This window comes from Rubrivivax benzoatilyticus JA2 = ATCC BAA-35 (assembly GCF_000190375.1).
GTDB lineage: Bacteria > Pseudomonadota > Gammaproteobacteria > Burkholderiales > Burkholderiaceae_C > Rubrivivax > Rubrivivax benzoatilyticus.
Genome location: NZ_AEWG01000074.1, coordinates 13,843 through 38,478, shown reverse-complemented (window position 1 = coordinate 38,478; position 24,636 = coordinate 13,843). Strand labels below are relative to the sequence as shown.

Below are 24,636 nucleotides of genomic sequence, written 5' to 3'. Positions count from 1 at the left end.
ACCCACCGCCGGATCGCGCGGTAGGCGCAGCGCGCCGCGCTGGCCAGAATCGGCGCCATGACGACGCCGGACGGCCCTGCGGCGACGCCGCCTCCGCCCTCGCCCGCGCCTGTGCTGCGGCTCGAACTGCTGCGCCGGCACCGGCTGCATGCCGGCGCCGTGGCGCACGAGCTCAGCCGCAAGGACGCCGCGCTGCTGGCCATCCTGGCGCTCGACGGCAGCGCCTCGCGCGAGCAGTTGGCGCGCTGGCTGTGGCCCGGGGCCGACCCCGCGCGTGCGCTCGCCAGCCTGCGCCAGCGGCGCTTTCGCCTGGCCCGCTGCGCCGGGCAGCCCGTCATCGACGGCGACGAGCGCCTGCGCCCGGCTGCCGCACTCCGACACCCGGCACTCGACCCCGACGGCGCGCTGGCCGCCGACGCCTCGGCGCTGGACGGCGACTGGCTGGAAGGGCTCGCCTTCGACGACTGCCCCGAGGTCGAACGCTGGCTGACGCAGGCGCGTGAACGCTGGCGCCTGCTGCGCGCCCAGGCGCTGGCGCGTGTGGCCAGCACGCTCGAGGCCGAACAGCGTCTGGCCGCTGCGCTGCTGCTGGCGCAGCGCCTGGCCGAATACGAGCCGCTGTCGGACCACGCCGCGCGCCGGCTGATGCGGCTGCACCATCTTCGCGGTGATCTCGGCGCGGCGATCGAGGTCTACCGCCGCTTCGCCGAACGCCTGGACGCCGAGCTGGGCGAACTGCCCGACGACGAAACCGCCGCGCTGGCCGCCAGCCTGCGCCAGGGTGAGGCGCCACGCCGCGCCCCGAGGCCGTTGCCGCCGGTGCTGCGGCGGCCGCCGCGCCTGGTCGGCCGCGAATCTGCCTGGCAGCTGCTGGACGCCGCCTGGCGCGACGCGGCGACGCTGCTCGTCGAAGGCGCCGCCGGGCTCGGCAAGACCCGCCTGCTCGCCGACTTCCTGCAGCCGCACGACGGCGTGCTGCGGCTGGCGGCGCGGCCGGGCGACGCCGAACGGCCTTACGCGCTGCTCGCGCGGCTGCTGGCGCGGCTCTGGTTCGACAGCGACGCGCCCTGGCCCGACGGCCCGCAGGCCCTGCCCGGCTGGGCGCGGCGTGAACTCTCGGCACTGCTGCCCGAACTCGGCGCCGAGGCCCCGCCCCGGCTCGATGCGCTGCGCCTGCAGCGGGCGCTGGCCCAGGCGCTGCGGCCGCCGCCGGGGCGCACGCCGCTGCGCCTGCTGGCCTTCGACGACGTGCACCAGGCCGACGCCGCGACGCTGGAGCTGCTGCCGGCGCTGGCCGGCGACGGTCTGCCGTGCTGGCTGGCGGTGCGCAGCGGCGAGCAGCCGCCGGCGCTGGTGCGCTGGATGGCCGCGTCCGACCCGCCGCGCCACCTCCCGCTGCAGCCGCTGGACGCCGCGCAGCTGCAGCAGTTGCTGGCCGACGTCGCCGACGGCACGGCCGCCGATGCCGACGCCCTGCTGCGCTACACCGGCGGCATCCCGCTGTTCGTGCTGGAGACGCTGCGCGCGCTGCACGAGCAGCCCGGCACGGCCTTCGACCCCGGCAGCGCCCCGGCCGGCGCCGCTGCCGTCGTCCAGGCACGGCTGCAGGCCCTGCCCGAGGCGGCGCGCCAGCTCGCCGGCGTCGCGGCGGTGCTCGAGAGGCCGCTGACGCTGGGCGACGCCGCGGCGATGCTGGGCGGCATGCCGCTGGACTGGTCACCGGCGGTGCGCACGCTGCAGGCCAGTCAGTGGCTGGACGCGCAGGGCCAGCTGCACGACCTGGTGCGTGCCGCCGTGCGCGACGCGCTGCCCGCGCCGCTGCGCGCCTGGCTTCACGGCCGTGCCGCCGCCTGGCTGGCGCAGCAACCGGTGCCGGCGCGTCGGCTGGCCCACCACTGGCAGCAGGCCGGCCGCCCAGAGCTGGCCGCGGCGCAATGGCGCGCGGCGGCGCTCGAGGCGCGCCGGCGTGCCCGGCCGCTGGAGGAAACCACGCTCTGGGACCACGCGATCGCCGCCTGGGAGGCCTGCGGCCGTGCCGACGCGGCGCTCGCCGACCGGCTGGACAGCGTCGAGGCCCGGCTCTTCACCACCGGTCCCGAAGCCGTGAGCCGGCAGACGGCCGCCCTGCTCGAGAAAGCGCAGGACGAAGGCCAGCGTCTGGCGGTGCTCGTCGTGCACCTCGGCGTGCTGCAGGTCGCCGGCGACTACGAGGCGGCACTGCCGCTGGCCGAGCAGGCGCTGGCGCTGGCGCGGCGCCGTGGCGACGCCGCGGCCGAGCTGCGCGCCGCGCAACACCTGGCGACGACGCAGGTGCAGTTCGGCCGCATGGCGCAGGCGCTGCACGGTCTGGAGCAGGCCGCGCCGCTGCTGGCGGCGGCGCCGGCCCAGCGTTTCGCCTATCTGTCCACACGCAGCTGGGTGCTGCACCGCGCCGGGCGGCTGGCCGAATGCACGCGTGTGCTGGCGCGCTGCATCGTGCTCGCCCGCCGCGCCGGCGACCTGATGGAGGCCTGCACCTGCAGCAGCAACATGGCCAGCCTGCTGGTCAGCCTGGGCCGCTACGGCGACGCGCTCGCCGCGGCCGAGGCGGCGCTCGACCTTCGCGCCCAGCTCGGCCCGGCCGACGGCGTGCACGGCGCCAACGTCGACCTGAACCACGGCTACGTGCTGCTGGGGCTGGGCCGCATCGCCGAGGCGCTGGCCGCGATCGCACGCGCGCGGGACGCCTTCGAGCGCTGCGGCGGCGCCTCGCTGTGGCCGGTCATCGCCGCCAACGCGATGGCCGGCGGCGAGCTGATGCGCGGCGATGCCGACGCCGCCGCGGCCTGTCTGGTGGCGCCGACGGCACAGACCCCGCCGTTCATCGCCGCCCGGCACCACGTGCTGGCGGCGCGCATCGCACGCGCACGCAGCCAGGACCCGGCACCGGCGCTGGCCGCCGGCGAGGCCGTGCTGGGTGCCACCGGCGACCCGGTGCAGAGCCTCGCGCTGCAGGCCGAGCGCCTGCTCGCCGGCCCGGCACCGTTGGCCGCTGCCGGGCTGGCCGGGCTGCAGGCACAGGCGCACGCGGTCGAGCAGCACGCCAACGCCGCGCGTTACGGCTGGCTGCGCATCGGCTGCCTGCTCGACACAGGCGATGCCGGCGACGCCGAGACCGCGGCCGCCGAGGCGCGCACCTTGCTGGCCCGGACGGCGCCGCGGCCCATCGACCTGGCGCCGCGCACGATGTGGACGCTGGCCGCCCGCGCCCTGGTGGCGTCGCCACGCGTCGCGGCGCGGGCGCGGCGCGAGGCCGCACGCGCGGCACTGCTGGAGCGGTAACGGCCGGGTAACGCCGGCTTTCGACAGTGGGGGCGCCTTCAGGAGCGCCCGATGCCACGTCTGAACACCGCCCATTCGCTGACGCCTTTCACGCTGGCCGCCGCGCTGGCCGCCGCGCTGGCCCTCGCCGCCTGCGGCGAACGCACGCCACCCGATCCGATGCCGGCCGCCCAGGCGCGCCAGGGCGCGAAAGCTGCCGACGCCAGCGCCGAAGAGGTGGCGCGCGAGATGCGCGGCAACCTGCGCTGCCCGGCACCGGCGCCGGCCTCGCCGCCACCCGGCACGCCGGTCGACGACGTGCTCGGCGTGCGTCCGGGCCAGCCCTGGGACGAGGCCGTGCGGCGCGTGCTGTGCAGCGAACCGCTGCTGGTCATGGCGCCCGATCTGGCGAACCGCTTCCGGCTGCCGCCGTCGGAGCCTGCGGTGCGACAGGGTTTCCACGCCCGCCCGGCCGAAGCGCGGGTGCACAAGAGTGGCCAGCAGATCCTGCGCGAGATGCAGGCCGACGCGACGGCACGCGGCAACAACGCCGTGCGCGCCGGGCTCGCGCCGGGGCTCTCGCGCTGGTACGTCGGCACGATGGGCCTGCCGGGCGAGGAACGTGTGACGCATCTGGTGCGCGAGCAGGCGTTCGCCGCCGACGCGCTGCCGGCCACCGATGGCGTGATCCAGGCCCTGCTCGGCAAGTACGGCGAACCGAGCTGGACGCAGGACCTGCGCCGCCGCGCCGACCACAGCCTCGGCAGCGTCGAGCTGCGCTGGGTGCACGACCCGGCCGGGCGGCGCGTGGCCGCCGGCGAACGCCTGGCCACCGAATGCAGCATCGTGCCGACGGTCGACGCCGGCGTCGGGCTGTCCGAGGCCTGCGGGCTGGTCGTCGTGGCGACGATCCGCACCGCGCGCGAGAACCCCGGGCTGGCCCAGGCGATGGGTGTCGGCATCGTCGACCAGGCCCGCGGCTACGCCCGGGTGGCCGCCACCGAACAGGCGCTGCAGCAGCGCGACGCCGAACGCCGCCAGCGCGAGGTCCAGGACGCCGCCCGCAAGGGCCAGGCGCCCAAGCTGTGAACGAGGAGGCCGACATGAGAGCCATTGCCCTGCCCGGCCGTCGCGCCGCCGCCTCCTGGCTGGCCTGCATCGTCTTCGCCGGCCTGCCGGCGCTGCAAGCCGCCGCCCAGGACTGCCGCGGCAGCGAACCCTGCATCGAGAACCCGCGTTTCAGCGCCACGCTGAGCGACTTCCGCGTGCTGCAGACCGGCAACAAGAACCGCCCGCTGGCGGCGACGCTGCGGCTGCGCAACAAGACCGGCGCGCCGCTGACGCTGGTCTACGTCTCCGGCTCGGCTGCCGCGCTCGACGACCAGGGCACGCGCTACACGATGCCGAACACACGCACCGGGCTGCGCGGCCTCGGCGCGGCGACGCGCCAGAGCTTCGACCCGCGTTTCACGCTCGCGCCGGGCGAGGCGGGCGACGCCCGCATCGAGGTCACGGCCTTCGTCAAGGGCATCCACGGCACGCGGTTCGACCTGGAACTGGCGCTGCGCGAAGTCGAGCCGCTGCCCGGCGGCCAGCAGCGCCTGGGCCGCGAGACGCTGCTGCGCTACACCGGCCTGCGCGACGGCGTCGCGGCGGCAGCGCCCGCGGCCGCCGCAGCAAACGTGGGTGCCGCGCCCGGCGACGCCTGCCAGGGCCGGCCGGGCTGCGTCGTCAACGGCGCGCTCTCCGCGCACGTCGAACGCCTGGCGCCCGAGGCGGTCAAGGGCAACAACCAGGGCATCGTCGTCGGTGTCGTGTTCCACAACCGGTCGGCCGAGCCGATGATCCTGAACTACAAGCAGGACACCGGCGTCATGCTCGACGAACTCGGGCAGCGCTACACGGTCGACTCGCGCCGCCGCAGCGACGTGCAGGGCATCCCGGTGTCGACACGCGAACGCGCGAGTTCGCAGTTCACGCTGGCCCCGGGCGAGTCGCGCCGGGCGCAGTTCCGCTACACACGTTTTGTCGGCAAGACGCGTGTCGGCACGCGTTTCACGCCGTCGCTGGCGGTCGAGCAGTACGAGCTGCTGCCGTCCAACCAGCTGCGGCTGCAGCGGGAGTACGCGCTGGACTTCGGCACGCTGGGCGCGGGGGGTGGCGGCGTGGCCGCCGGCACGGCCGAGGTGCAGCAGTTGCTGGACACGCTCGGCGGCCTGCTCAAACGCTGACGCGGGCTCAGCCGCGCACGCGTTGGCGGAAGGTCTTGCGGAACTTCTCGACCTTCGGTGCGATGACGTAGGCGCAGTAGCCCTGCTGCGGGTGCTGCACGAAGTAATGCTGGTGATAGGCCTCGGCCGGCCAGTAGTTGTCTTCGCGCGCGAGTTCGGTGACGACCCGCCCGCCCAGCGCCCGGTCGGCCTCGGCGTGCACCTCGCGCACCACCGCTTCCTGCTCCGGCGTGTGCCAGTAGATCGCCGAGCGGTACTGCGGGCCGACGTCGTTGCCCTGGCGGTCGCGTGTCGTCGGGTCGTGCACGGTGAAGAAGATCTCCAGGATCTCGCGCAGCGGGATGCGCTCGTCGTCGAAGCGCACGCGCACGACCTCGGCGTGGCCGGTGCGGCCTTCGCAGACCTGCTCGTAGCTCGGCTGGCGCACCTGGCCGTTGCTGTAACCCGACTCGACGCCGAGCACGCCGTCGACCAGCTCGTAGACCGCCTCGACGCACCAGAAGCAGCCGCCGCCCAGCGTGATCGTCTGCACCGCCATCTCTGCAAGCTCCTTGTCGCAGCGGTGACGGGCCGCCACGGCCCGGTCCTTACACTGCGCGCTGGATTATCCGGAGACGAGGACACATGCAGCGCTTCCAGTGGGATGACCCTTTTCTGCTCGAACAGCAGCTCGCCGAGGACGAACGCGCGGTGCGCGACGCGGCGCGCGACTACTGCCAGGACAAGCTCCAGCCGCGCGTGCTGAGCGCGGCACGCGAGGAGCGTTTCGACCGCGAGATCATGTCCGAGATGGGTGCGCTGGGCCTGCTCGGCTGCACGATCGAAGGCTACGGCTGCGCCGGCCTGAACCACGTCAGCTACGGCCTGGTGGCGCGCGAGGTCGAGCGTGTCGACTCGGGCTACCGCAGCGCGATGAGCGTGCAGAGCTCGCTGGTCATGCACCCGATCCACGCCTACGGCAGCGAGGAACAGCGCCAGAAGTACCTGCCTCGGCTGGCGACCGGCGAGTGGATAGGCTGCTTCGGCCTGACCGAACCCGACCACGGCAGTGACCCGGCGAGCATGGCCACACGCGCCCGCCCGGTCGACGGCGGCTACGTGCTGAGCGGCTCGAAGATGTGGATCACCAACAGCCCGATCGCCGACGTCTTCGTCGTCTGGGCCAAGGAGACCGATGCCCAGGGCGCTGCCGGCGGCCAGGAAGCGATCCGCGGCTACATCCTCGAGCGGGGCATGAAGGGCCTCACGGCTCCGAAGATCGAAGGCAAGATGAGCCTGCGCGCCTCGATCACCGGCGAGATCGTGATGGACCAGGTCTTCGTGCCGGCCGAGAACAAGCTGCCCGGCGTCGCCGGCCTCAAGGGCCCGTTCGGCTGCCTGAACAAGGCGCGCTACGGCATCGCCTGGGGCGCGCTGGGCGCCGCCGAGTTCTGCTGGCACGCCGCGCGCCGCTACACGCTGGAGCGCAAGCAGTTCGGCCGGCCGCTGGCGCAGAACCAGCTGATCCAGAAGAAGCTCGCCGACATGCAGACCGAGATCACGCTCGGCCTGCAGGGCTGTCTGCGGGTCGGCCGGCTGATCGACGAAGGCCAGGCGGCGCCGGAGATGATCAGCCTGATCAAGCGCAACAGCTGCGGCAAGGCGCTGGACATCGCGCGTTTGGCGCGCGACATGCACGGCGGCAACGGCATCCACGACGAGTTCCACGTCATCCGCCACATGATCAACCTCGAGACGGTGAACACCTACGAGGGCACGCACGACGTGCATGCGCTGATCCTGGGCCGCGCGCAGACGGGGCTGCAGGCCTTCTTCTAGAGCCGAGCCCGGCCGCTCAGCGGCCGGCGCGCTCGACGTGGATCGAAAAGCCCGACTCGCCCGGCGCGAGTTCGGGCCGCAGTTCCAGCTCCGGGATCCGGTAGTCGCCGAAGTTCTGGCGGCGGAAGGCGATCGGCTCCGTCGTCCACAGCGCATCCAGGCGCTCGCCCAGCGCCGCGCTCGCCTGCGCGAAACCGGCGTCGTCGATGCGGCCGCTGCGGTAGACGACGTGCGGCGGCAGCACCTCGAAGCCCGGGTAGAACAGGATGCCGTGCTGGATCGGGAACAGGATGTCGTCGATCGGCCCGTTGATGCCACGCGGCGCGTAGTGCGAGGCCCAGCCGCCGGTGGTCACGACCAGCATCGCGCGTTTGCCGGCGAGCAGGCCTTCGCCGTAGCGGTCGCCCCAGTGCGTGTCCGAGTGCTCGCCGACACCGTAGGCAAAACCGCAGGCGTAGACCCGGTCGACCCAGCCCTTGAGGATCGCCGGCATCGAGAACCACCACAGCGGGAACTGCAGGATCAGCACGTCGGCCCAGCGCAGCTTGGCCTGCTCGGCTTCGATGTCGGCACTCTGGGTGCCGCTCTCGAAGGCATGTTTGGAGTTCGCCGAGGCGTCGAAACGTGCGCCGGGCGGGTGGGCACGGTCATCGTCGGCGTCGAGCGCCGCTTTCCAGCGCATGGTGTACAGGTCGGAGACCTGCACCTCGTGGCCGGCGCGCTGCAGGCGCTCGACGGCGAAATCCTTCAGCGCGCCGTTCAGCGAGCGCGGTTCGGGGTGGGCGTAGACGATCAGGACTTTCATGCGTCGTGTTCCAACAGGAGATGCGACGCACGATAGGCAGGCCAGCTGTATATTGGAAATGAATTGCAGTGACGCCTGGTATAGCCATGCAAGATAGCCTGAGGCGACTGGACCTCAACCTGCTGGTCACGCTCGACGCCCTGCTCGCCGAGCAGAACGTGACCCGTGCCGCCGCGCGCCTGCATCTGTCGCAGCCGGCGGTCAGCGTGCAGCTCGCCAAGCTGCGCGAGGCTTTCGCCGACCCGCTGCTGCTGCCCGGCCCACGCGGCATGCGGCCCACCGCGCGTGCGCTGGAGCTGCGCGCGCCGCTGCACGAGGCGCTGGCCGCGCTCGGCCAGGCGATCGCGCCGTCGGCGGCGTTCGACCCGGCGCACGCGACCCACACCTGGCGCGTCGCGGCCACCGACTACGGCGCGTCGACGATCGTGCTGCCGGCGCTGGCCCGGCTGCGTGCCGCGGCGCCGGGCACGCGGCTGGCGGTACTGGAGCTGAAGCCGCCGACGCTCGCCCGCCAGCTGGAGCAAGGCGAACTCGATCTCGCCTTCCACGCCACGGAGCTGGCGCCGCCCGACCTGCGCCGCCGTCCGCTGTTCCAGGAGCGCTACGTGCTGGTCGCGCGCGCCGGGCATCCGGCGCTGCAGCGGCGGCCGTCGCTGGCCGAGTTCTGCGCGCTGGAGCACGCGATCGTCTCGCCCGACGGCGGCGGTTTCGTCGGCGCGACCGACCCGGTGCTGGCGGCACGAGGGCTGGCGCGGCGCGTCGTGCTGTCGGTGCCGCACTTCCTGTTCCTGGAAGCGGCGCTGGCCGCCAGCGACCTGGTGGCGATGCTGCCGGCGCGCCAGCTGCGTGCGGGCGGCGCGCTGCAGGTCGTGGAGCCGCCGGTCGAGCTGCCCGGCTTCGAGATGCTGATGCTCTGGCACGAACGCCTGCACCGCGACCCGGCGCACCAGTGGCTGCGCGAGCAGGTCGCGGCGGCGGTGGCGGCGGCCTAAGGCATCTCCAGCGACAGCTCGACCTTCGGCGTCCAGCCGGCCTGGCCTTCGGCCGCGTCGAGCCTGGGTGCGGCGAGGAACAGGCGCTCGGCCGGCAGGCCGCGGGCGACCAGCGCCTCGCGCACCGCGACGCCGCGGCGCAGCGCCAGATCGCGTGCGACATCGGCGTTGACCGGTATCGCGGCCTTCAGCAGCCGCTCCATCTCCGCTGCGGGGATGTCCTTGGCCAGGCCGATCAGGTAACGCGGCTTGTCCGGCAGCCGGGTGTCGGCATAGACGCGGCGCAGCGTGCGTTCGCGCTCCTCGGCGGCTGGCGCGGCAGCGCCCGGGGCGACGCTGCGTGCACGCGCCCGCTCGCGTGCCTGCTCGGTGCGCAGGCGCTCCTCCAGCGCCGCGGCCTGGATCGCGTCGTGTTCGGCGCGGGCATCGGCGGCACCGGCCACCGTGGTCTGCAGCGCCGGGCGGTCCTTCAGCGCCTGCGCGATGCGGTCCAGCGCCGCCTCGGACGACGGCGCCAGCGTCGCAGTGCCGGGCAGGAACTCGACCGCGCCGGTCTCGTCGCCGCCGCCACCGGTCAGCAGCGCGAACGGCGCCGTCACCGCCTTGACGATCAGGTTGCCGATGACCTTCAGCACCAGGCCGAAGACGCTGAACTCGGGGTCGTTGATCGAGCCGCTGATCGGCAGGTCGACGTCGACGACGCCGTTGCGGTCGGACAGCAGCGCCAGCGCCAGCCGCACCGGCAGCTTGGTCGCCTCGGGGCTGTCGACCGGGTCGCCGAAGGTCAGTTGGTTGAGCACGATGCGGTTGCGGGCCTCGAGCCGGCCGTCGGCGTCGACGCGGTAGGCGACGTCCATGCTGAGCTTGCCGCGTTCGATCGCGTAGCCGGCGTACTTGCCGGCGTACGGCGACAGCGGCGCCAGCTCCAGCCCGCTGGCCTTGGCGGCGATGTCCAGCGCCAGCGGGTCGGCGGTGGGGTTCAGCGCGCCGCGCACCTCCAGCGTCGCGGTGTCGGCGGCACGGCCGGTGATCTCCAGCGTCGCCATCTCGCGAGTGCCCGAGCGCAGCCGGCCCAGCTTGCCGTTGAGCTCGCTCAGCGAGGCCGAGTAGTTGGGCTGGATGAAACGGTCGCGGAAGTCGACACGGCCGTCGACGAACTCGACGCCGGCGATGTCGAGCACCGGCGACATGGCGGCCGCGGCCGGCGCGCTGGCCGCCGCGACGGCGGGCGGCGGCACGGCCACGGCGGCGCCGTCGGCGACGTTCGCCTCCTGCAGGTTCAGGCGGCCCTGCGGCGTGACGACCAGGCGCGAGAAGAAGCGCGACAGGCGCACCGGGCCGGTCGTCAGCTGCAGCGGCCGGCCCGGCGCCATCGACGCCGCGAGCGCCTCGACCCGCAGCGACTGCCAGGCCAGCAGCTCGTCGCCGGCCTCGCCGCTGTCGTCGTCGCCGCGGGCCTGCACACGCAGGTCGGCCAGCATGGCGTTGCCGCGCAGCGAGAAGGCCGGCCCGCCCGGTGTCAGGCGCAGCTCGGTGTCGCCGCGCCAGCCGAGTTCGGCGCGCCGCACCTGCACCGGCAGTTGCGCGCGCCAGTACGGTTCGGCCACCTGCAGCGGCAGCCGTGACAGCGACAGCCGGCCCCGCCAGGCCAGCGGCTCCAGCGCCAGCGTGCCCTGGGCCTGCAGCCGGCCCGGCACCGGAGCCGGCGCGCCGGACACGCGGTCGGGCGCGAGCTGCAGCGACAGTTCGAGCGGCGACGGCTGGGCCGTGGCCGGCCAGCGCAGCTCGCCGGCCGTCAGCGCCAGCGCCTGCACGCCGAAGCCGACCGGCGCCGCCGCGGCCGCATCGGACAGGTGCAGCCGGCCGCCATCGATCTTCAGCCGGCGCAGCACGGCCTGCCACGCCGGACCGGCAGAGGCCGTGGCCGGCGCCGCGCCGGCGGCCGGCGGGCGCAGCATGGCGAGCACGTTCCAGCGGCCCTGCGCGTCGCGTTCCAGGTCGAGTGCCGGGCGGTCCAGGCGCAGGGCCTCGGCCTCCAGCCGCCGCGCCCGCAGATCGGCGCCGAGTCCGGTCAGTTCCAGCGTGGCCAGCGCCTGGCGGCCCCAGCGCAGGCCGTCGACACGGGCCTGCGGCAGGCGCAGCATCAGGCGGCCGTCGTGGCCTGCAGCCCAGTCCAGCTCGACGCGGCCGTCCACCCGCCCGGTCGGCGTCTGCAGCAGCTGTTGGCGCAGATAGGGTGCCGCGGCGGCGAGCTGGAGCGCCTCGATGTCGACGCCGACGGCGGCCGCCACGGTCGACGCCGTGCCGTCGACGGCGAAACGGCCCGCGTCCTGGCCGTCGGCGACCAGCCGCACGGCGCCGGCGACGGTGGCCGGCGCCGGCGGTTGCGGTTCGCCCAGACGGCCCACGCGCAGCGACAGGTCGCGCAGCTCCAGCGGCACCGCCGGCCGCAGCGCGGCGTCTTCCCAGTGCACGCTGGACGCCAGCACCTCGCTGGAGCCCACGGCCCAGCGCCAGGCGGGCGTGTTGGCCGCCGGTGCCGTGGCGCCGGAGCCGGCCAGGCGCACGAGCTCCAGCGCACCCGAGGCCTCGCGGCGCAGGTGCAGCACCGCGGTGTCCAGCCGGACGGTCTTCAGCGCCACGCGGCGCTCCAGCGGGCGCAGGTCCTCGAGTTCGATCTCGAGCGCCTTCCAGGCGGCCAGCGGCGCGCCATCGGGCCGCGCCAGCGCGATGCTCGACAGCGTCAGCGGGCCGTGCAGCGCGAGTTCGGGCGGCTTGCCGGCCGGCTGCGCGAAACGGATGTCCAGCCGCCCCGACAGCACGCCGCCCTGCCCGCGCAGCGGCAGCGAATGCGGCAGGTAGGGCCACAGCGGGTCGAGCGCCAGCGACGGCAGCTCCAGCGTCAGCAGGCTCTCCCGATCCGCGGCGAACGGCCGCGAGCGGCCCTGCAGCGTCAGCGCGCTGCCGTCCAGGCGCAGCGACAGCCGGGGCTCGACGTCGACGTCGACCTGCTCGGGCGCGTTGGACACGAAGGGCAAGGCGAGCTCGACGGCGTTGACCACGTGCTGGCGGCCTGCGGGGCGGTCGTCGAAGTCGAGCCGGCCCCCCTGCACGCGCAGGTTGTAGAGCGCGAACCTCGCCGGCGTGGCGTCCGGCGGCGACGGTGCCGTCAGGCGGGCGATCAGGTCGTCGACGTCATAGCGGCCGGCCGCGGTGCGCGCCAGGCGCAGCGACGGCGCGTCGACCTGCAGCGCCTCGACGATCGGGAGGCCTGCCAGCAGGCTGCGCGCGGAGAGATTCAGCGCCAGCCGCTCGATGCGCGCCTGCGGGCCGGCCCCGGCATCGCCGGCCGCGGCGTCGAGCTGCAGGCCACGCAGCTCGAGCGTCAGCGTCAACGGCGAGAACGAGACCTCGGCCACGTGCAGCCCGCGGCCGAGCAGCGCGCTGCCGCGCTGCTCCAGCTGGGTCTTCACGACACGGGGGACCAGGAGCGCCGCCGCCACGGCCAGCGCGGCGACGATGGCGAGCAGTGCGGCCGCGATGCGCAGCCGACGGCTCGTCTTGTCAGAACTCGCGAGCATGAGCCGATGATGCCTCAGCCGCCCGCGGTGACAATGTCGCCCATCCCCCCGATCCGTCCCGCATGAACGACCTGTTGGTGCGGCTGGGCATCGAGTCGTGGAAGCCGGCACTCGCGATGCTGCTGCTGCCGCCGGTGCCGATGCTGCTGCTGATCCTGCTCGGCGCCTGGATGCTGCGGCGCCGGGCGCTGGGCTGGCTGCCGCTGGCCGCCGGCGTCCTGGCCCTCTGGGCGGTGTGCACGCCGGCGGGCAGCCACTGGCTGGTGGCCCGGCTGACGCAGCCGCCGGCGGCACTCGGCGCCGACGAGGTCCGGGCGCTGCGCGACGCCCCCGGCACGGCGATCGTCGTGCTCGGCGCCGGCATCTACCCCGAGGCCCCGGAGTACGGCGCCGCGGTGCTCAAGCCGCTGTCGGCGCAGCGGCTGCGCTACGGCGTCTGGCTCGCCCGCCGTACCGGGCTGCCGCTGGCCTTCAGCGGCGGCCGCGGCCACCACGCGCGCAGCGGGCCCTCGGAAGCCGAGGTGGCGGCGGCCACGCTGGCCGAGGACCACGGCATGGTGCTGCGCTGGGCCGAGACGCGCTCGCGCGACACCCACGAGAACGCGGTCCACAGCGTCGCGCTGCTGCACGAGGCCGGCATCACGCGCATCGTGCTGGTCACGAACGGCTTTCACATGCGGCGCGCGCTGGCCGCCTTCGAACGTGCCGCGGCGCGCCAGGGCGTGCCGATGCAACTCGTCGCGGCGCCCACCGGCACGCGGCCGGAGCGCCCGCTGGAAGGCGGCGACCTGCTGCCCGACCCCGAGGCCTATCGCCTGAGCTGGATCGCGATGCACGAGTGGCTCGGCCGGCTGGCCGGCGCCTGAGCCGGCGCAGCGTCGCGCGTCAACGGCTCAGCGGTCTGCCCGGTCGACGGCGAGCCTGGCCTCGCGACCTCGGGTGGGCGCCGTCAGACCAGCCACGCGACGATGAACACGCCGACCATCGCGAAGGCGATCGCGACCTTGGCGACCATGCCCAGCAGCAGCCCCAGGCCGGTGGCCAGCCCGACCTGCATCGCGCGCTGCTCGTCGCGGCGCGCCAGGTACTCCCCGGCCGCCGCGCCGATGAACGGCATGAAGAGCACGCCGACGAAGCCCGCCAGCAGCCCGGCAACGGTGCCGATCGCCGCGCCGACCAGCGCCTGCGGGCTGGCACCGACACGTTTGGCACCCATCAGCGCGGCGACGTAGTCCAGCGCCCAGGCCAGCGCAGCCATCACGCCGAGCACGACGACGGTGTAGACGCCGACCCGCTCGTAGCCGTCGATCCAGGCCCCCAGCCAGGCCCCGGCGAACACCAGCGCCGTGCCCGGCAGCACCGGCAGCACGGTGCCCGCCAGGCCGACCAGCATCAGCAGCACGGTCAGCATCCAGAGCAGGGTGATCGACATCGCGTTCTTTCTCGACGTGAAAAGTCTGATCGCACTTGGGGCGCAGGCGCCGGCATTCAAGCCCTGTCCGACGGCCGATGGGGGATTGGCGGGCGGCGTTTGGTGCCGGGCGGGTCCTCGCGCACACTCGGCGCCTCGATCATTCTCACAAGAGGAAACACTCCGATGAAATCCGGCTGGCTCGTCGCGCTCGCCGCTTCGCTCGCGCTCACGCTCGCGCCCGATCTGAGCGAAGCCAAACGCATGGGTGGCGGCAAGTCCTCCGGCATGCAGCGCAGCATGCCCGACCGCACCGCACCGGCACCGACGCCGGCCAAGCCTGCCCAGCCCACCCAGGCAGCCCCGAACCAGGCCGCCCCGACGCAGGCCGGCGCGGCCGCTGGCGCCGCCGCGGCGGCCGGCAAGCGTTCCTGGCTCGGCCCGATCGCCGGCATCGCGGCCGGCCTGGGCCTGGCGGCGCTGATGAGCCATCTGGGTCTGGGGGCGGAGTTCGCCAACTTCCTGACGATCGCGCTGCTGGCCGTCGTCGCGTTCTTCGTCATCCGTTTCCTGCTGCGCCGCTTCGGGCCCCGCCCGGCTGCCGCGCCGGCCGCCGCCGGTGTCGGGGCGCTGCGCACCGGCCCGGCCGACTGGACGCCGCCGCCGGCGCCGGTGTCGCCCACCCCGGTGACGCCGGTGCCGTCCGCGGCGCCGGTCGCCGCGGACGCGCCGGTCGCGGCCGAACGCACGCTGGCCCCGGCCTTCGTGCCGGCAGCCTTCGACAGCGAGAGCTTCGAGCGTGTCGCGAAGACGATCTTCGTGCGCCTGCAGGCGGCCAACGACAGCGCCGACCTCGACGACCTGCGCCGCTTCACGACGCCGGAGATGTTCGCCGAGCTGAAGATGGACCTGCAGGACCGGGGCAGCAGCACCCAGACCACCGACGTGGTCGAGGTCGAGGCCAAGGTCGTCGACGTGGCCGAGGAAGACGGCCGCCAGATCGTCAGCGTGCGCTACGTCGGCCGCGTGCGCGAGGAAGCCGGCGCCGAGCCGGTGGCCTTCGACGAGGTCTGGCACCTGGTCAAGCCGGTCGGCGACGACAGCCGCGGCTGGGCCATCGCCGGCATCGAGCAGATGGACACCCAGGCCTGAGGCCCTTGCCGCCTCACGCTGAAAACCGGCCCCGCGGGGCCGGTTTTCTTTTGTCCGGCGCTCAGAACGGGCGCCGCCGCCAGCCCTCGGGCGTCGCGTCCAGGCGTTCCTCGATCGCCAGCGCCGCCAGGAAGGCCTCGTCGTGCGAGACGACGACGAGCGCGCCGCGCCAGCTGCGCAGCATGGCTTCCAGCGCTTCGAGCGCGGCGACATCCAGGTGGTTGCCGGGTTCGTCGAGCAGCAGCAGCCGCGCCGGCTCGTCGGCCAGCAGCGCGTGGGCCAGCGCGAGCTTCAGGCGTTCGCCGCCGCTCAGCGCCGCGCACGGCGTGTCCAGCGCCGTGGCACCCAGGGCCAGCTGCGCCAGGCGTGTGCGCAGCTCGGCTTCGGGCCGCTGGCGGCAGGCAGGACGCAACAGTTCCAGCGCGTTGCCCGGGCCGTCGAAACCGGCCAGCCGCTGGTCCAGCCAGGCGTGCCGGACCCGGCGTTCGACCTGCCCGGCCCGCGGCGCCAGCCGCCCAGCCAGCACCTGCAGAAGCGTCGATTTGCCGCAGCCGTTGGGGCCGCTGACCGCCAGCCGGGCGGCGCCGTGCAGCCTGAGCTGCAAGCGGGCCAGCGGCGCGGCGACGAAGGGCAGTTCGCCGTCGAAGTCCAGCACCTCGTGCGGCAGCACCGCCACGGGCAACGGCGGCACGACGATGGCCACGTCGGCCGCGACCCGGCCCGCCGCCTCGTGCACCGCGCCGGCCAGCTCGGCGCGCACCGCCTCGTGGCGCTGGCGCAGCCGCCCGGCGCTGGCTTCGCTGCGTTCCTGGCGGAAGTCGAGCACGAACTTCGGCTGGCTGCCGTCGCCACGCGCCTGGCGCGCCTGCGACCGGCGGTGCTGCTGGCGCTCGAGCTCGCGCTGCAGCCGCGCGACGGTCTGTCGACGCTCCAGCTTGCGACGCTCCAGTTCCGCTTCGGCCTGGGCCCGCATCGCGTCGCGGCGTTCGACGTAGACGCTCCAGCCGCCGCCGTGGCGCTGCAGGCCCAGCGGCGACAGCTCGACGATGCTCTCCATCGTCTCTAGCAACACGCGGTCGTGGCTGATGACGAGCAGGCCGCCGCGCCAGCGCCGCAGCTGCGCCTGCAGCGCCTCGCGGCCCTCGCGGTCGAGGTGGTTGCTGGGCTCGTCGAGGATCAGGAAGTCGGCGTCGGCCAGCCAGGCGCCGGCCAGCGCGGCGCGCATCGCCTGGCCGCCGCTGAGTCGGGCCGCCGGCGTGTCGGGTGGCAGCGGTGGCAGCCCGGCGCGCGCCAGCTCGGCCTGCAGGCGCTGGCGCAGATCCCAGCGATCGGCCAGCTGCACGAGGTCGGCCTCGTCGCCGTCACCGGCTTCCAGCCGCTGCAGCGCGGCCAGCGCATCGGCGACGCCGGCCAGTTGCGCCAGCGTCGCGCCGGGCGCCGGCTCGGCTTGCTGCGCGAGGCGGAAGACACGCCCCTGGCGGCGCACACGGCCGCTGGAAGGCGGCAGCTCGCCGGCCAGCACGCGGCCGAGCACGCTCTTGCCGATGCCGTTGCGGCCGACGAGGCCGGTGCGGCGGCGGTCGAAGGTTTCGTGAAGGTCGGCGAACAGCGGCCGGCCGTCGGCGAGCAGGAAGCCGACGCCGTCCAGCGTCAGCAGAGGATCCGTCATCCCGGGCTCCGATCGATGCATTCGGTCCTCCGGTGCTGCCGGAGGGGCGAAAGCCGTCATGCAGACGGCGGCATCAATGGCGCATGGGTGCGGACTCCTGGTTCAGGCCGGCCAAGCCGGCGGCACGCATTCTGCGCGGGAGACCCGGCACGGCGGCCGAGCCTCCCGCATGACTTCAGCCCAGCGAACGACGCGCGTTGCGGAACATGCGCATCCAGGGGCTGAACACGCTCTTGTCGCCCGATGTCCAGCTCATCTGGACGTTGCGGAAGACCCGCTCCGGGTGCGGCATCAGCGCGGTGAAGCGGCCGTCGGCCGTGGTCACCGAGGTCAGGCCGTCGGGGCTGCCGTTCGGATTCGCCGGATAGGCCTCGGTGGCGCGGCCGTGGTGGTCGACGAAACGCATCGCACGCAGCACCCGGGCGGCGTCGCCACGCTGCGAGAAGTCGGCGAAACCTTCGCCGTGCGCGACGGCGATCGGGATGCGGCTGCCGGCCATGCCGTCGAAGAAGACGCTGGGGCTTTGCAGCACCTCGACCAGCGCCAGCCGGGCCTCGAACTGCTCGCTCTTGTTGCGCGTGAACTTCGGCCAGTGCTCGGCGCCCGGGATCATCGGCGACAGCGCGGCCAGCATCTGGCAGCCGTTGCAGACGCCCAGCGCGATCGTGTCCGGCCGGGCGAAGAACGCGGCGAAGGCGTCGTTCAGCGCCGGGTTGAACAGGATCGAGCGCGCCCAGCCCTCGCCGGCACCGAGCGTGTCGCCGTAGCTGAAGCCGCCGCAGGCGACGAAGGCCTGGAACTGCGCGAGGTCCGCGCGGCCGGCCTGCAGGTCGCTCATGTGCACGTCGTAGGTGTCGAAGCCCGCCTGGTGCATGGCGTAGCTCATCTCGACGTGCGAGTTGACGCCCTGCTCGCGCAGGATCGCGATCTTCGGCCGCGCGGCGTGGACGAACGGCGCGCAGATGTCCTCGGCCGGGTCGAACGTGAGCTGCACGTGCAGCCCCGGATCGTCGGCCGCCGCCACGCGGGCGTGTTCGCTGTCGGCGCTCTCGGGGTTGTCGCGCTCGCGCGCGATGCGCCAGCTGACCTCGTCCCACTGCTTCAGCAGATCGGCCAGCGGGGCCGAGAACTGCAGCTGGGTGTCGCGCCAGACCTCGACCGCGCCGCGTTCGTTGGTCTTGCCGATGACGTGCGTGTCCTTGGACAGGCCGTGGGCGCGCAGCACCGCGATCGCGGCGTCGCGCTGCTCGCGCGGCACCTGCAGCACGACGCCGAGCTCCTCGTTGAACAAGGCCTTGAGCGTCAACTCGTTGCGGCGCTCGGCGACCTGGGTGGCCCAGTTCTTCGAGTCGCCGACGTCGGCGCGGCTGTCGGCGATGCCGTCGCCTTCGGTGACCAGGATGTCGACGTTCAGGCTGACGCCGACGTGGCCGGCGAAGGCCATCTCGCAGACCGCGGCCCAGAGGCCGCCGTCGCTGCGGTCGTGATACGCCAGCAGCGTGCCGGCGGCGCGCAGCTCGTTGACGGCGGCGACCAGCGCCTTCAGGCGCGCCGGGTCGTCGAGATCGGGCACGGCGTCGCCGAAGCCACCCAGCACCTGGGCCAGCATCGAGCCGCCCAGGCGGTTCTTGCCGCCGCCCAGGTCGACGAGCAGCAGCGCCGTGTCGCCGCGCTGCAGCTGCGGCGTCAGCGTGCCGCGCACGTCATCCAGCGTGCAGAAGGCGCTGGCGATCAGCGACACCGGCGCGGTGACCTGGCGCGTCTGGCCGCTGGCCGGATCGGCCCAGCGCGTCTTCATCGACAGCGAATCCTTGCCGACCGGGATGCCGACGCCCAGCGCCGGGCACAGCTCCAGGCCGACGGCCTTGACGGTGTCGTACAGCGCGGCGTCCTCGCCGGGCTCGCCGCAGGCGGCCATCCAGTTGGCGCTGAGCTTCACGCGCGACAGCTCGATCGGCGCGGCCAGCAGGTTCAGGATGGCCTCGGCCACGGCCATGCGGCCCGAGGCCGGCGCGTCCAGCGAGGCCAGCGGCGTGCGCTCGCCCATAGCCATGGCCTCGCCGCGGAAACCGGCGTAGTCGGCCAGCGTCACCGCGCAGTCGGCCACCGGCAGCTGCCACGGGCCGACCATCTGGTCGCGGTGGCTCAGGCCGCCGACGGTGCGGTCGCCGATGGTGATCAGGAAACGTTTGCTGGCGACCGTCGGATGGCGCAGCACGTCCAGCGCCACCTGATCGAGCTTCACGCCGGTCAGCTCCAGCGGCGCTTCGCTGCGTTCGACGCGCGTCACGTCGCGGTGCATCTTCGGCGGCTTGCCAAGCAGCACGTCCATCGGCATGTCGATGACGGCTTCGGAGCCGTCCTCGACGACCAGCTCACGCTCGGCGGTGGCAACGCCGACGACGGCGAACGGGCAGCGCTCGCGCGCGCACATCGCCTCGAAGGCCTCGAGCTTGTCGGGCGCGATCGCCAGGACGTAGCGCTCCTGGCTCTCGTTGCACCAGATCTCCTTGGGCGCCAGGCCGGTCTCTTCCAGCGGCACCTTGCGCAGGTCGAAGCGTGCGCCCTGCCCGGCACCGTCGACGAGTTCGGGGAAGGCGTTGCTGATGCCGCCGGCGCCGACGTCGTGGATCGCGAGGATCGGGTTGCCCTCGCCCAGCGCCCAGCAGTGGTTGATGACCTCCTGCGCGCGGCGCTGGATCTCGGGGTTGCCGCGCTGCACCGAGTCGAAGTCGAGCGCCGCGGCGTTGGTGCCGGCGGCCATCGAGCTGGCGGCGCCGCCGCCCATGCCGATGCGCATGCCCGGGCCGCCGAGTTGCACCAGCAGCGTGCCGGCGCCGAAGGGCAGCTTGTGCGTCTGGTCGTCCGAGATCGCGCCGATGCCGCCGGCGATCATGATCGGCTTGTGGTAGCCGCGCTGCACGCCGGCCACCGTCTGCTCGTAGACGCGGAAGTAGCCGCCCAGGTTGGGCCGGCCGAACTCGTTGTTGAACGCGGCGCCGCCCAGCGGGCCCTCGGTCATGATCTGCAAGGCGCTGGCGATGTGGCCGGGGCGGCCGATGTCCTCGCGCTCCCAGGGCTCGTTCGTGCCCGGCAGGCGCAGGTTGCCGACCGAGAAGCCGGTCAGGCCGGCCTTGGGCTTGGCGCCACGGCCGGTCGCGCCTTCGTCGCGGATCTCGCCGCCGGCGCCGGTGGCCGCCCCCGGGAACGGCGAGATCGCCGTCGGGTGGTTGTGCGTCTCGACCTTCATCAGCACGTGCGAGGTCTCGGCACGCGCGCCGTAGACCGGGGCGCCGGTCCAGCCCTGCGGCAGCCAGCGCTCGACCGGGCCGCCTTCCATCACCGCGGCGTTGTCGCTGTAGGCGACGATGCTGTGCTGCGGCGACACCTTCTCGGTGTTGCGGATCATGCCGAACATCGACAGCGGCTGCTTCTGGCCGTCGATCGTGAACTCGGCGTTGAAGATCTTGTGCCGGCAGTGCTCGCTGTTGGCCTGCGCGAACATCATCAGCTCGACGTCGCTCGGGTTGCGGCCGAGCTTGCCGAAGGCCTCGACGAGGTAGTCGATCTCGTCGGCCGACAGCGCCAGGCCGAACTCGACGTTGGCCTGCACCAGCGCCTCGCGGCCGTGGCCGAGCACGTCGACGTGGGCCAGCGGCTCGGCGGCCTGGGCGGCGAACAGCTGCGCTGCCGAGCCGCGTTCGAAAGCCACGCTCTCGGTCATGCGGTCGTGCAGCACTGCCGCGACCGCGGCACGCTCCTCGTCGGCCAGCGGCTTGGCGCCGCCGAAGAAGCCGCCCTTGACCGTCAGCCGGTACTCGGTGACACGCTCGACGCGGTGCACGGCGAGGCCGCAGTTGTGCGCGATGTCGGTCGCCTTGCTCGCCCACGGGCTCACGGTGCCCAGGCGCGGCATCACGACGACGAGCTCGCCCTCAGAGGGGCCGTCGTAGGGGTCGCCGACGGCCAGCAGCGCCGCGAGCCGTTCACGCGTCGCCGCGTCGGGCTCGGCGTCGAACGCGGCCCAGTGGACGTGGCGAGCGGCAACGGCGCTGATGCGCGGACAGGCCGACTGCAGCCGCGTGAGCAGCGAGCGGGACCGGAACGGGGAGAGCGCGTTGCCGCCCTCGTAGTGCAGAAGTTGCGGGGCGGAAGAAGCCATGGTCCGGGATTTTACGGGGGCCGATGGGATAATCCGGCGATGACGATCGTGATCAAGAACGCCGAAGAGATCGAGGCGATGCGCCGGGCCTGCCGGCTGGCGTCGGAGGTGCTGGACATGCTGACGCCGCACGTGCGCGCCGGCGTCACGACCAAGGAGATCGACCGTCTGGCGCATGACTACATGGTCAACGTGCAGGGCGGCGTGCCGGCGACGCTGAACTACCAGCCGCCGGGCTATCCGCCCTACCCGGCCTCGCTGTGCACCTCGCTGAACGACGTCGTCTGCCACGGCATCCCCGACGAGCGCCCGCTGAAGAACGGCGACATCCTCAACATCGACGTCACGATCATCAAGGACGGTTTCCACGGCGACAACAGCCGCATGTTCGTCATCGGCGAAGGCTCGATCGCCGCCCGGCGCCTGGTGCAGATCACCTACGAGGCGATGTGGAAGGGCATCGTCAAGGTGCGCCCCGGTGCGCGCCTGGGCGACATCGGCCACGCGATCCAGACCTACGCCGAGAACGCCGGCTTCTCCATCGTGCGCGAGTACTGCGGCCACGGCGTCGGCCGCCGCTTCCACGAGGAACCGCAGGTGCTGCACTACGGCCGCCCGGGCACGCTGGAGGAGCTGCAGCCGGGCATGATCTTCACGATCGAGCCGATGATCAACGCCGGCCGGCGCGACATCAAGGAAGACCGCAAGGGCAACCGCCCCTACGACGGCTGGACCATCGTCACGCGCGACCGGTCGCTGTCGGCCCAGTGGGAGCACACCGTGCTCGTCACCGACAGCGGCTACGAGGTGCTGACGTTGTCGGCCGGCAGTCCGCCGCCGCCGGACTTCGTCACGCCGGCCCTGGCCGCCAGCTGAGAGATGTCCGCGCAGATCGATGCGCCACCCCGGGCGCCGGGCAGCGTCGCCGCGCTGCGTGCGCGCTTTCGTGACGGCAAGGCCGCGCTCGTCGGCCACTTCCGCACGGCGCGCCCGACGACCACCGCCGCGCGCCAGCTGCTGAAGGCGCTGGCGCGCCACGTCGACGCGACGCTGGCCGACCTCTGGGCCCACGCCGGCATGCCGCCGGGCGCGGCACTGGTCGCCGTCGGCGGTTACGGCCGCGGCGAGCTCTTCCCCTACTCCGACGTCGACGTGCTGGTGCTGCTGCCGGCCGACGCTGCCGGCGGCGACGCGCTGCGGGCCTCGGTCGAAGGCTTCATCACCGCCTGCTGGGACATCGGCCTGGAGATCGGCTCGTCGGTGCGCACGCTCGACGAGTGCCTGGAGGAGGCGCAGCGCGACGTCACGGTGCAGACCGCGCTGCTCGAGGCGCGCCTGATCTGCGGCGCGCGCAAGCTCTTCAACGGCCTGCGCGACGCGACGATGCAGGCCGTCGACGCCCCGGCTTTCCTGCGCGCCAAGACGCTGGAGATGCAGCAGCGCCACGTGAAGTACGAGGTCACGCCGTACTCGCTGGAGCCCAACTGCAAGGAGAGCCCCGGCGGGCTGCGCGACCTGCAGGTCGTGATCTGGGTCGCCCGTGCCGCCGGCCTGGGCCGCACCTGGGGCGAACTCGCCGCCAAGGGCCTGGTGACGCCGTTCGAGGCCTCGCAGCTGGCGCGCCACGAAGGCACGCTGAAGCTGATCCGCGCTCGGCTGCACGTCGTCGCCGGGCGCCGCGAGGACCGCCTGGTCTTCGACCTGCAGACCGCCGTGGCCGAGAGCTTCGGCTACCACCCGACCAAGGGCCAGCGCAGCTCCGAGGTGCTGATGCACCGCTACTACTGGGCGGCCAAGGCGGTGGCGCAGCTCAACCAGATCCTGATGCTGAACATCGAGGAGCGCATCAACGGCTCGGAGGCCGCGCCGGGCCGCCCGATCAGCGAGCGTTTCCTCGACCGCGCCGGCATGCTCGAGGTCGCCAGCGACGACCTGTACCAGCAGCACCCCGACGCGATCCTCGAGACCTTTCTCGTCTTCGCGCAGGAGCCGGGCATCCAGGGCCTGTCCTCGCGCACGCTGCGTGCGCTGTACAACTCGCGCGGCGTGATGGACGGCCGCTTCCGCCGCGACCCGAAGAACCGCGCGCTGTTCATGCAGATCCTGCGCCAGCCGACGGGGCTGACGCACGCCTTCCGGCTGCTGAACTCGACCTCGGTGCTGGGGCGCTACCTCTGGGTGTTCCGGCGCATCGTCGGGCGCATGCAGCACGACCTGTTCCACGTCTACACCGTGGACCAGCACATCCTGATGGTGCTGCGCAACGTGCGCCGCTTCTTCATCCCGGAGCACGCGCACGAGTATCCGTTCTGCAGCCGGCTGGCCGCGCACTGGGACCACCCCGAGCTGCTCTACATCGCGGCGCTGTTCCACGACGTCGCCAAGGGCCGCGGCGGCGACCACTCCGAACTCGGCGCGCTCGAGGTGCGGCGCTTCTGCCGCGACCACGGCCTGTCGCGCCCCGACACGCAGCTCGTCGAGTTCCTCGTGCGCCACCACCTGACGATGAGCCGCATCGCGCAGAAGGAGGACCTGTCGGACAGCGAGGTCATCGCGTCGTTCGCGCGGCTGGTCGGCAACGAGCGCCAGCTGATCGGCCTGTACCTGCTGACGGTGGCCGACATCCGCGGCACCGGCCCGCGCGTCTGGAACGCCTGGAAGGGCAAGCTGCTGGAGGACCTGTTCCGCCTGACGCTGCGTGCGCTCGGCGGCTCGCACCCCAACATCGACGCCGAGATCGAGGCCCGCATGCACGAGGCGCGGCAGATCCTGGCGCTGCACACCGCGCTGCCCGGCACCGAGGAGCCGCTGTGGCGCACGCTGGAGGTCAGCTACTTCGCGCGCCACGAGGCGGCGGACATCGCCTGGCACGCGCGCTCGCTGTGGCGGCACATCGAGACGCGCGAGCCGGTGGTGCGCGCGCGGCCCTCGTCGGTCGGCGACGGGCTGCAGGTGCTGGTCTACTCGCCCGACCGGCCCGACCTGTTCGCGCGCATCTGCGGCTACTTCGACGGCGCCGGCTTCAGCATCCTGGACGCGAAGATCCACACCACGCGCGCCGGCTTCGCGCTCGACACCTTCCAGGTCGTCAGCACGCGGCTGGCCGACACCAGCCCGGCGGCCTACCGCGACCTGATCGCGCTGGTCGAGAACCAGGCCGCGGCGGCGCTGGCCTCCGACGGCCCGCTGCCGCAGCCGAGCCAGGGCCGCGTCTCGCGCCGCGTGCGCTCGTTCCCGGTCGTGCCGCGCGTGACGCTGGCGCCCGACGAACGCGCCCAGCGCTGGCTGCTGACGGTCTCGGCCAGCGACCGCTCGGGCCTGCTGTACGCCATCGCCCGCGTGCTGGCACGGCACCACATCAACCTGCAGCTCGCCAAGATCACGACGCTGGGCGAACGCGTGGAAGACACCTTCCTCGTCGACGGCCCGGCGCTGCAGCAGCCGCGCACGCAGCTGCGCATCGAGAGCGAGCTGCTCGACGCGGTCGCGGCCCCGGCATGACGTCCCGCCACGCC

Annotated in this window: 15 protein-coding genes; 9 read left to right on the top strand and 6 right to left on the bottom strand. The window is 73.5% G+C overall.

Features of this window, described 5'->3' with window-relative positions:
* The first annotated feature begins 57 nt into the window (after positions 1 to 57).
* The 3 genes from RBXJA2T_RS08265 to RBXJA2T_RS08255 are packed head-to-tail and all read left to right on the top strand — an operon-like array spanning position 58 to position 5,531.
* Positions 58 to 3,321 carry an ATP-binding protein gene (locus RBXJA2T_RS08265; protein WP_009856886.1) on the top strand — a complete coding sequence of 1,088 codons (3,264 nt, stop codon included), beginning with the start codon at positions 58 to 60 and terminating at the stop codon, positions 3,319 to 3,321.
* 51 nt (positions 3,322 to 3,372) lie between these two features.
* Entirely contained in the window at positions 3,373 to 4,389 is a 1,017-nt protein-coding gene (locus RBXJA2T_RS08260; RefSeq protein WP_009856885.1) for a hypothetical protein, read from the top strand.
* 14 nt (positions 4,390 to 4,403) lie between these two features.
* Positions 4,404 to 5,531 (top strand): hypothetical protein, encoded by a 1,128-nt coding sequence (locus RBXJA2T_RS08255; protein ID WP_138938818.1) that lies wholly within the window; start codon positions 4,404 to 4,406, stop codon positions 5,529 to 5,531.
* 7 nt (positions 5,532 to 5,538) lie between these two features.
* On the opposite strand, the gene msrA is transcribed toward RBXJA2T_RS08255, so the two are convergent.
* Positions 5,539 to 6,069 carry a peptide-methionine (S)-S-oxide reductase MsrA gene (gene msrA / locus RBXJA2T_RS08250; protein WP_009856883.1) on the bottom strand — a complete coding sequence of 177 codons (531 nt, stop codon included), beginning with the start codon at positions 6,067 to 6,069 and terminating at the stop codon, positions 5,539 to 5,541.
* Between the two features lie 86 nt (positions 6,070 to 6,155).
* On the opposite strand from msrA, the gene RBXJA2T_RS08245 reads away from it, so the two are divergent.
* Positions 6,156 to 7,349 (top strand): acyl-CoA dehydrogenase, encoded by a 1,194-nt coding sequence (locus RBXJA2T_RS08245; RefSeq protein ID WP_009856882.1) that lies wholly within the window; start codon positions 6,156 to 6,158, stop codon positions 7,347 to 7,349.
* A 16-nt stretch (positions 7,350 to 7,365) separates the two neighbouring features.
* Here the strand turns inward: RBXJA2T_RS08245 and RBXJA2T_RS08240 are convergent, their stop codons facing one another.
* Complete coding sequence (locus RBXJA2T_RS08240) at positions 7,366 to 8,154, bottom strand: NAD(P)H-dependent oxidoreductase (protein ID WP_009856881.1); 789 nt, start codon at positions 8,152 to 8,154, stop codon at positions 7,366 to 7,368.
* Positions 8,155 to 8,240: 86 nt separating this feature from the next.
* Here RBXJA2T_RS08240 and RBXJA2T_RS08235 point away from each other — a divergent pair, with 86 nt between their 5' ends.
* Positions 8,241 to 9,146, top strand: coding sequence for a LysR family transcriptional regulator (locus tag RBXJA2T_RS08235; protein ID WP_009856880.1), 906 nt, complete (start codon positions 8,241 to 8,243; stop codon positions 9,144 to 9,146).
* Here RBXJA2T_RS08235 and RBXJA2T_RS08230 read toward each other — a convergent pair.
* Positions 9,143 to 12,727: a DUF748 domain-containing protein gene (locus tag RBXJA2T_RS08230; RefSeq protein WP_009856879.1), complete on the bottom strand. Its 3,585-nt coding sequence runs from the start codon at positions 12,725 to 12,727 to the stop codon at positions 9,143 to 9,145. The two genes, RBXJA2T_RS08235 and RBXJA2T_RS08230, sit on opposite strands and share 4 nt — an antisense overlap.
* 62 nt (positions 12,728 to 12,789) lie before the next feature.
* Here RBXJA2T_RS08230 and RBXJA2T_RS08225 point away from each other — a divergent pair, with 62 nt between their 5' ends.
* On the top strand, positions 12,790 to 13,593 hold the full coding sequence (locus RBXJA2T_RS08225) for a YdcF family protein (RefSeq protein ID WP_009856878.1): 804 nt from the start codon (positions 12,790 to 12,792) through the stop codon (positions 13,591 to 13,593).
* A gap of 83 nt (positions 13,594 to 13,676) precedes the next feature.
* Here the strand turns inward: RBXJA2T_RS08225 and RBXJA2T_RS08220 are convergent, their stop codons facing one another.
* Positions 13,677 to 14,159: a DUF456 domain-containing protein gene (locus RBXJA2T_RS08220; RefSeq protein WP_009856877.1), complete on the bottom strand. Its 483-nt coding sequence runs from the start codon at positions 14,157 to 14,159 to the stop codon at positions 13,677 to 13,679.
* Between the two features lie 165 nt (positions 14,160 to 14,324).
* Here RBXJA2T_RS08220 and RBXJA2T_RS08215 point away from each other — a divergent pair, with 165 nt between their 5' ends.
* Complete coding sequence (locus RBXJA2T_RS08215; protein WP_009856876.1) at positions 14,325 to 15,290, top strand: Tim44 domain-containing protein; 966 nt, start codon at positions 14,325 to 14,327, stop codon at positions 15,288 to 15,290.
* Between the two features lie 61 nt (positions 15,291 to 15,351).
* On the opposite strand, the gene RBXJA2T_RS08210 is transcribed toward RBXJA2T_RS08215, so the two are convergent.
* Together RBXJA2T_RS08210 and purL are read right to left on the bottom strand one after the other, a co-directional pair.
* On the bottom strand, positions 15,352 to 16,959 hold the full coding sequence (locus tag RBXJA2T_RS08210) for an ATP-binding cassette domain-containing protein (protein WP_009856875.1): 1,608 nt from the start codon (positions 16,957 to 16,959) through the stop codon (positions 15,352 to 15,354).
* A gap of 175 nt (positions 16,960 to 17,134) precedes the next feature.
* Positions 17,135 to 21,121 (bottom strand): phosphoribosylformylglycinamidine synthase, encoded by a 3,987-nt coding sequence (gene purL, locus RBXJA2T_RS08205; RefSeq protein WP_009856874.1) that lies wholly within the window; start codon positions 21,119 to 21,121, stop codon positions 17,135 to 17,137.
* 39 nt (positions 21,122 to 21,160) lie between these two features.
* Between purL and map the strand changes: the two genes are divergently transcribed.
* Positions 21,161 to 21,997, top strand: a complete 837-nt coding sequence (gene map / locus RBXJA2T_RS08200) for a type I methionyl aminopeptidase (RefSeq protein ID WP_009856873.1) — start codon at positions 21,161 to 21,163, stop codon at positions 21,995 to 21,997.
* A 3-nt stretch (positions 21,998 to 22,000) separates the two neighbouring features.
* Complete coding sequence (locus RBXJA2T_RS08195; RefSeq protein WP_009856872.1) at positions 22,001 to 24,622, top strand: [protein-PII] uridylyltransferase; 2,622 nt, start codon at positions 22,001 to 22,003, stop codon at positions 24,620 to 24,622.
* Positions 24,623 to 24,636: the final 14 nt, after the last annotated feature.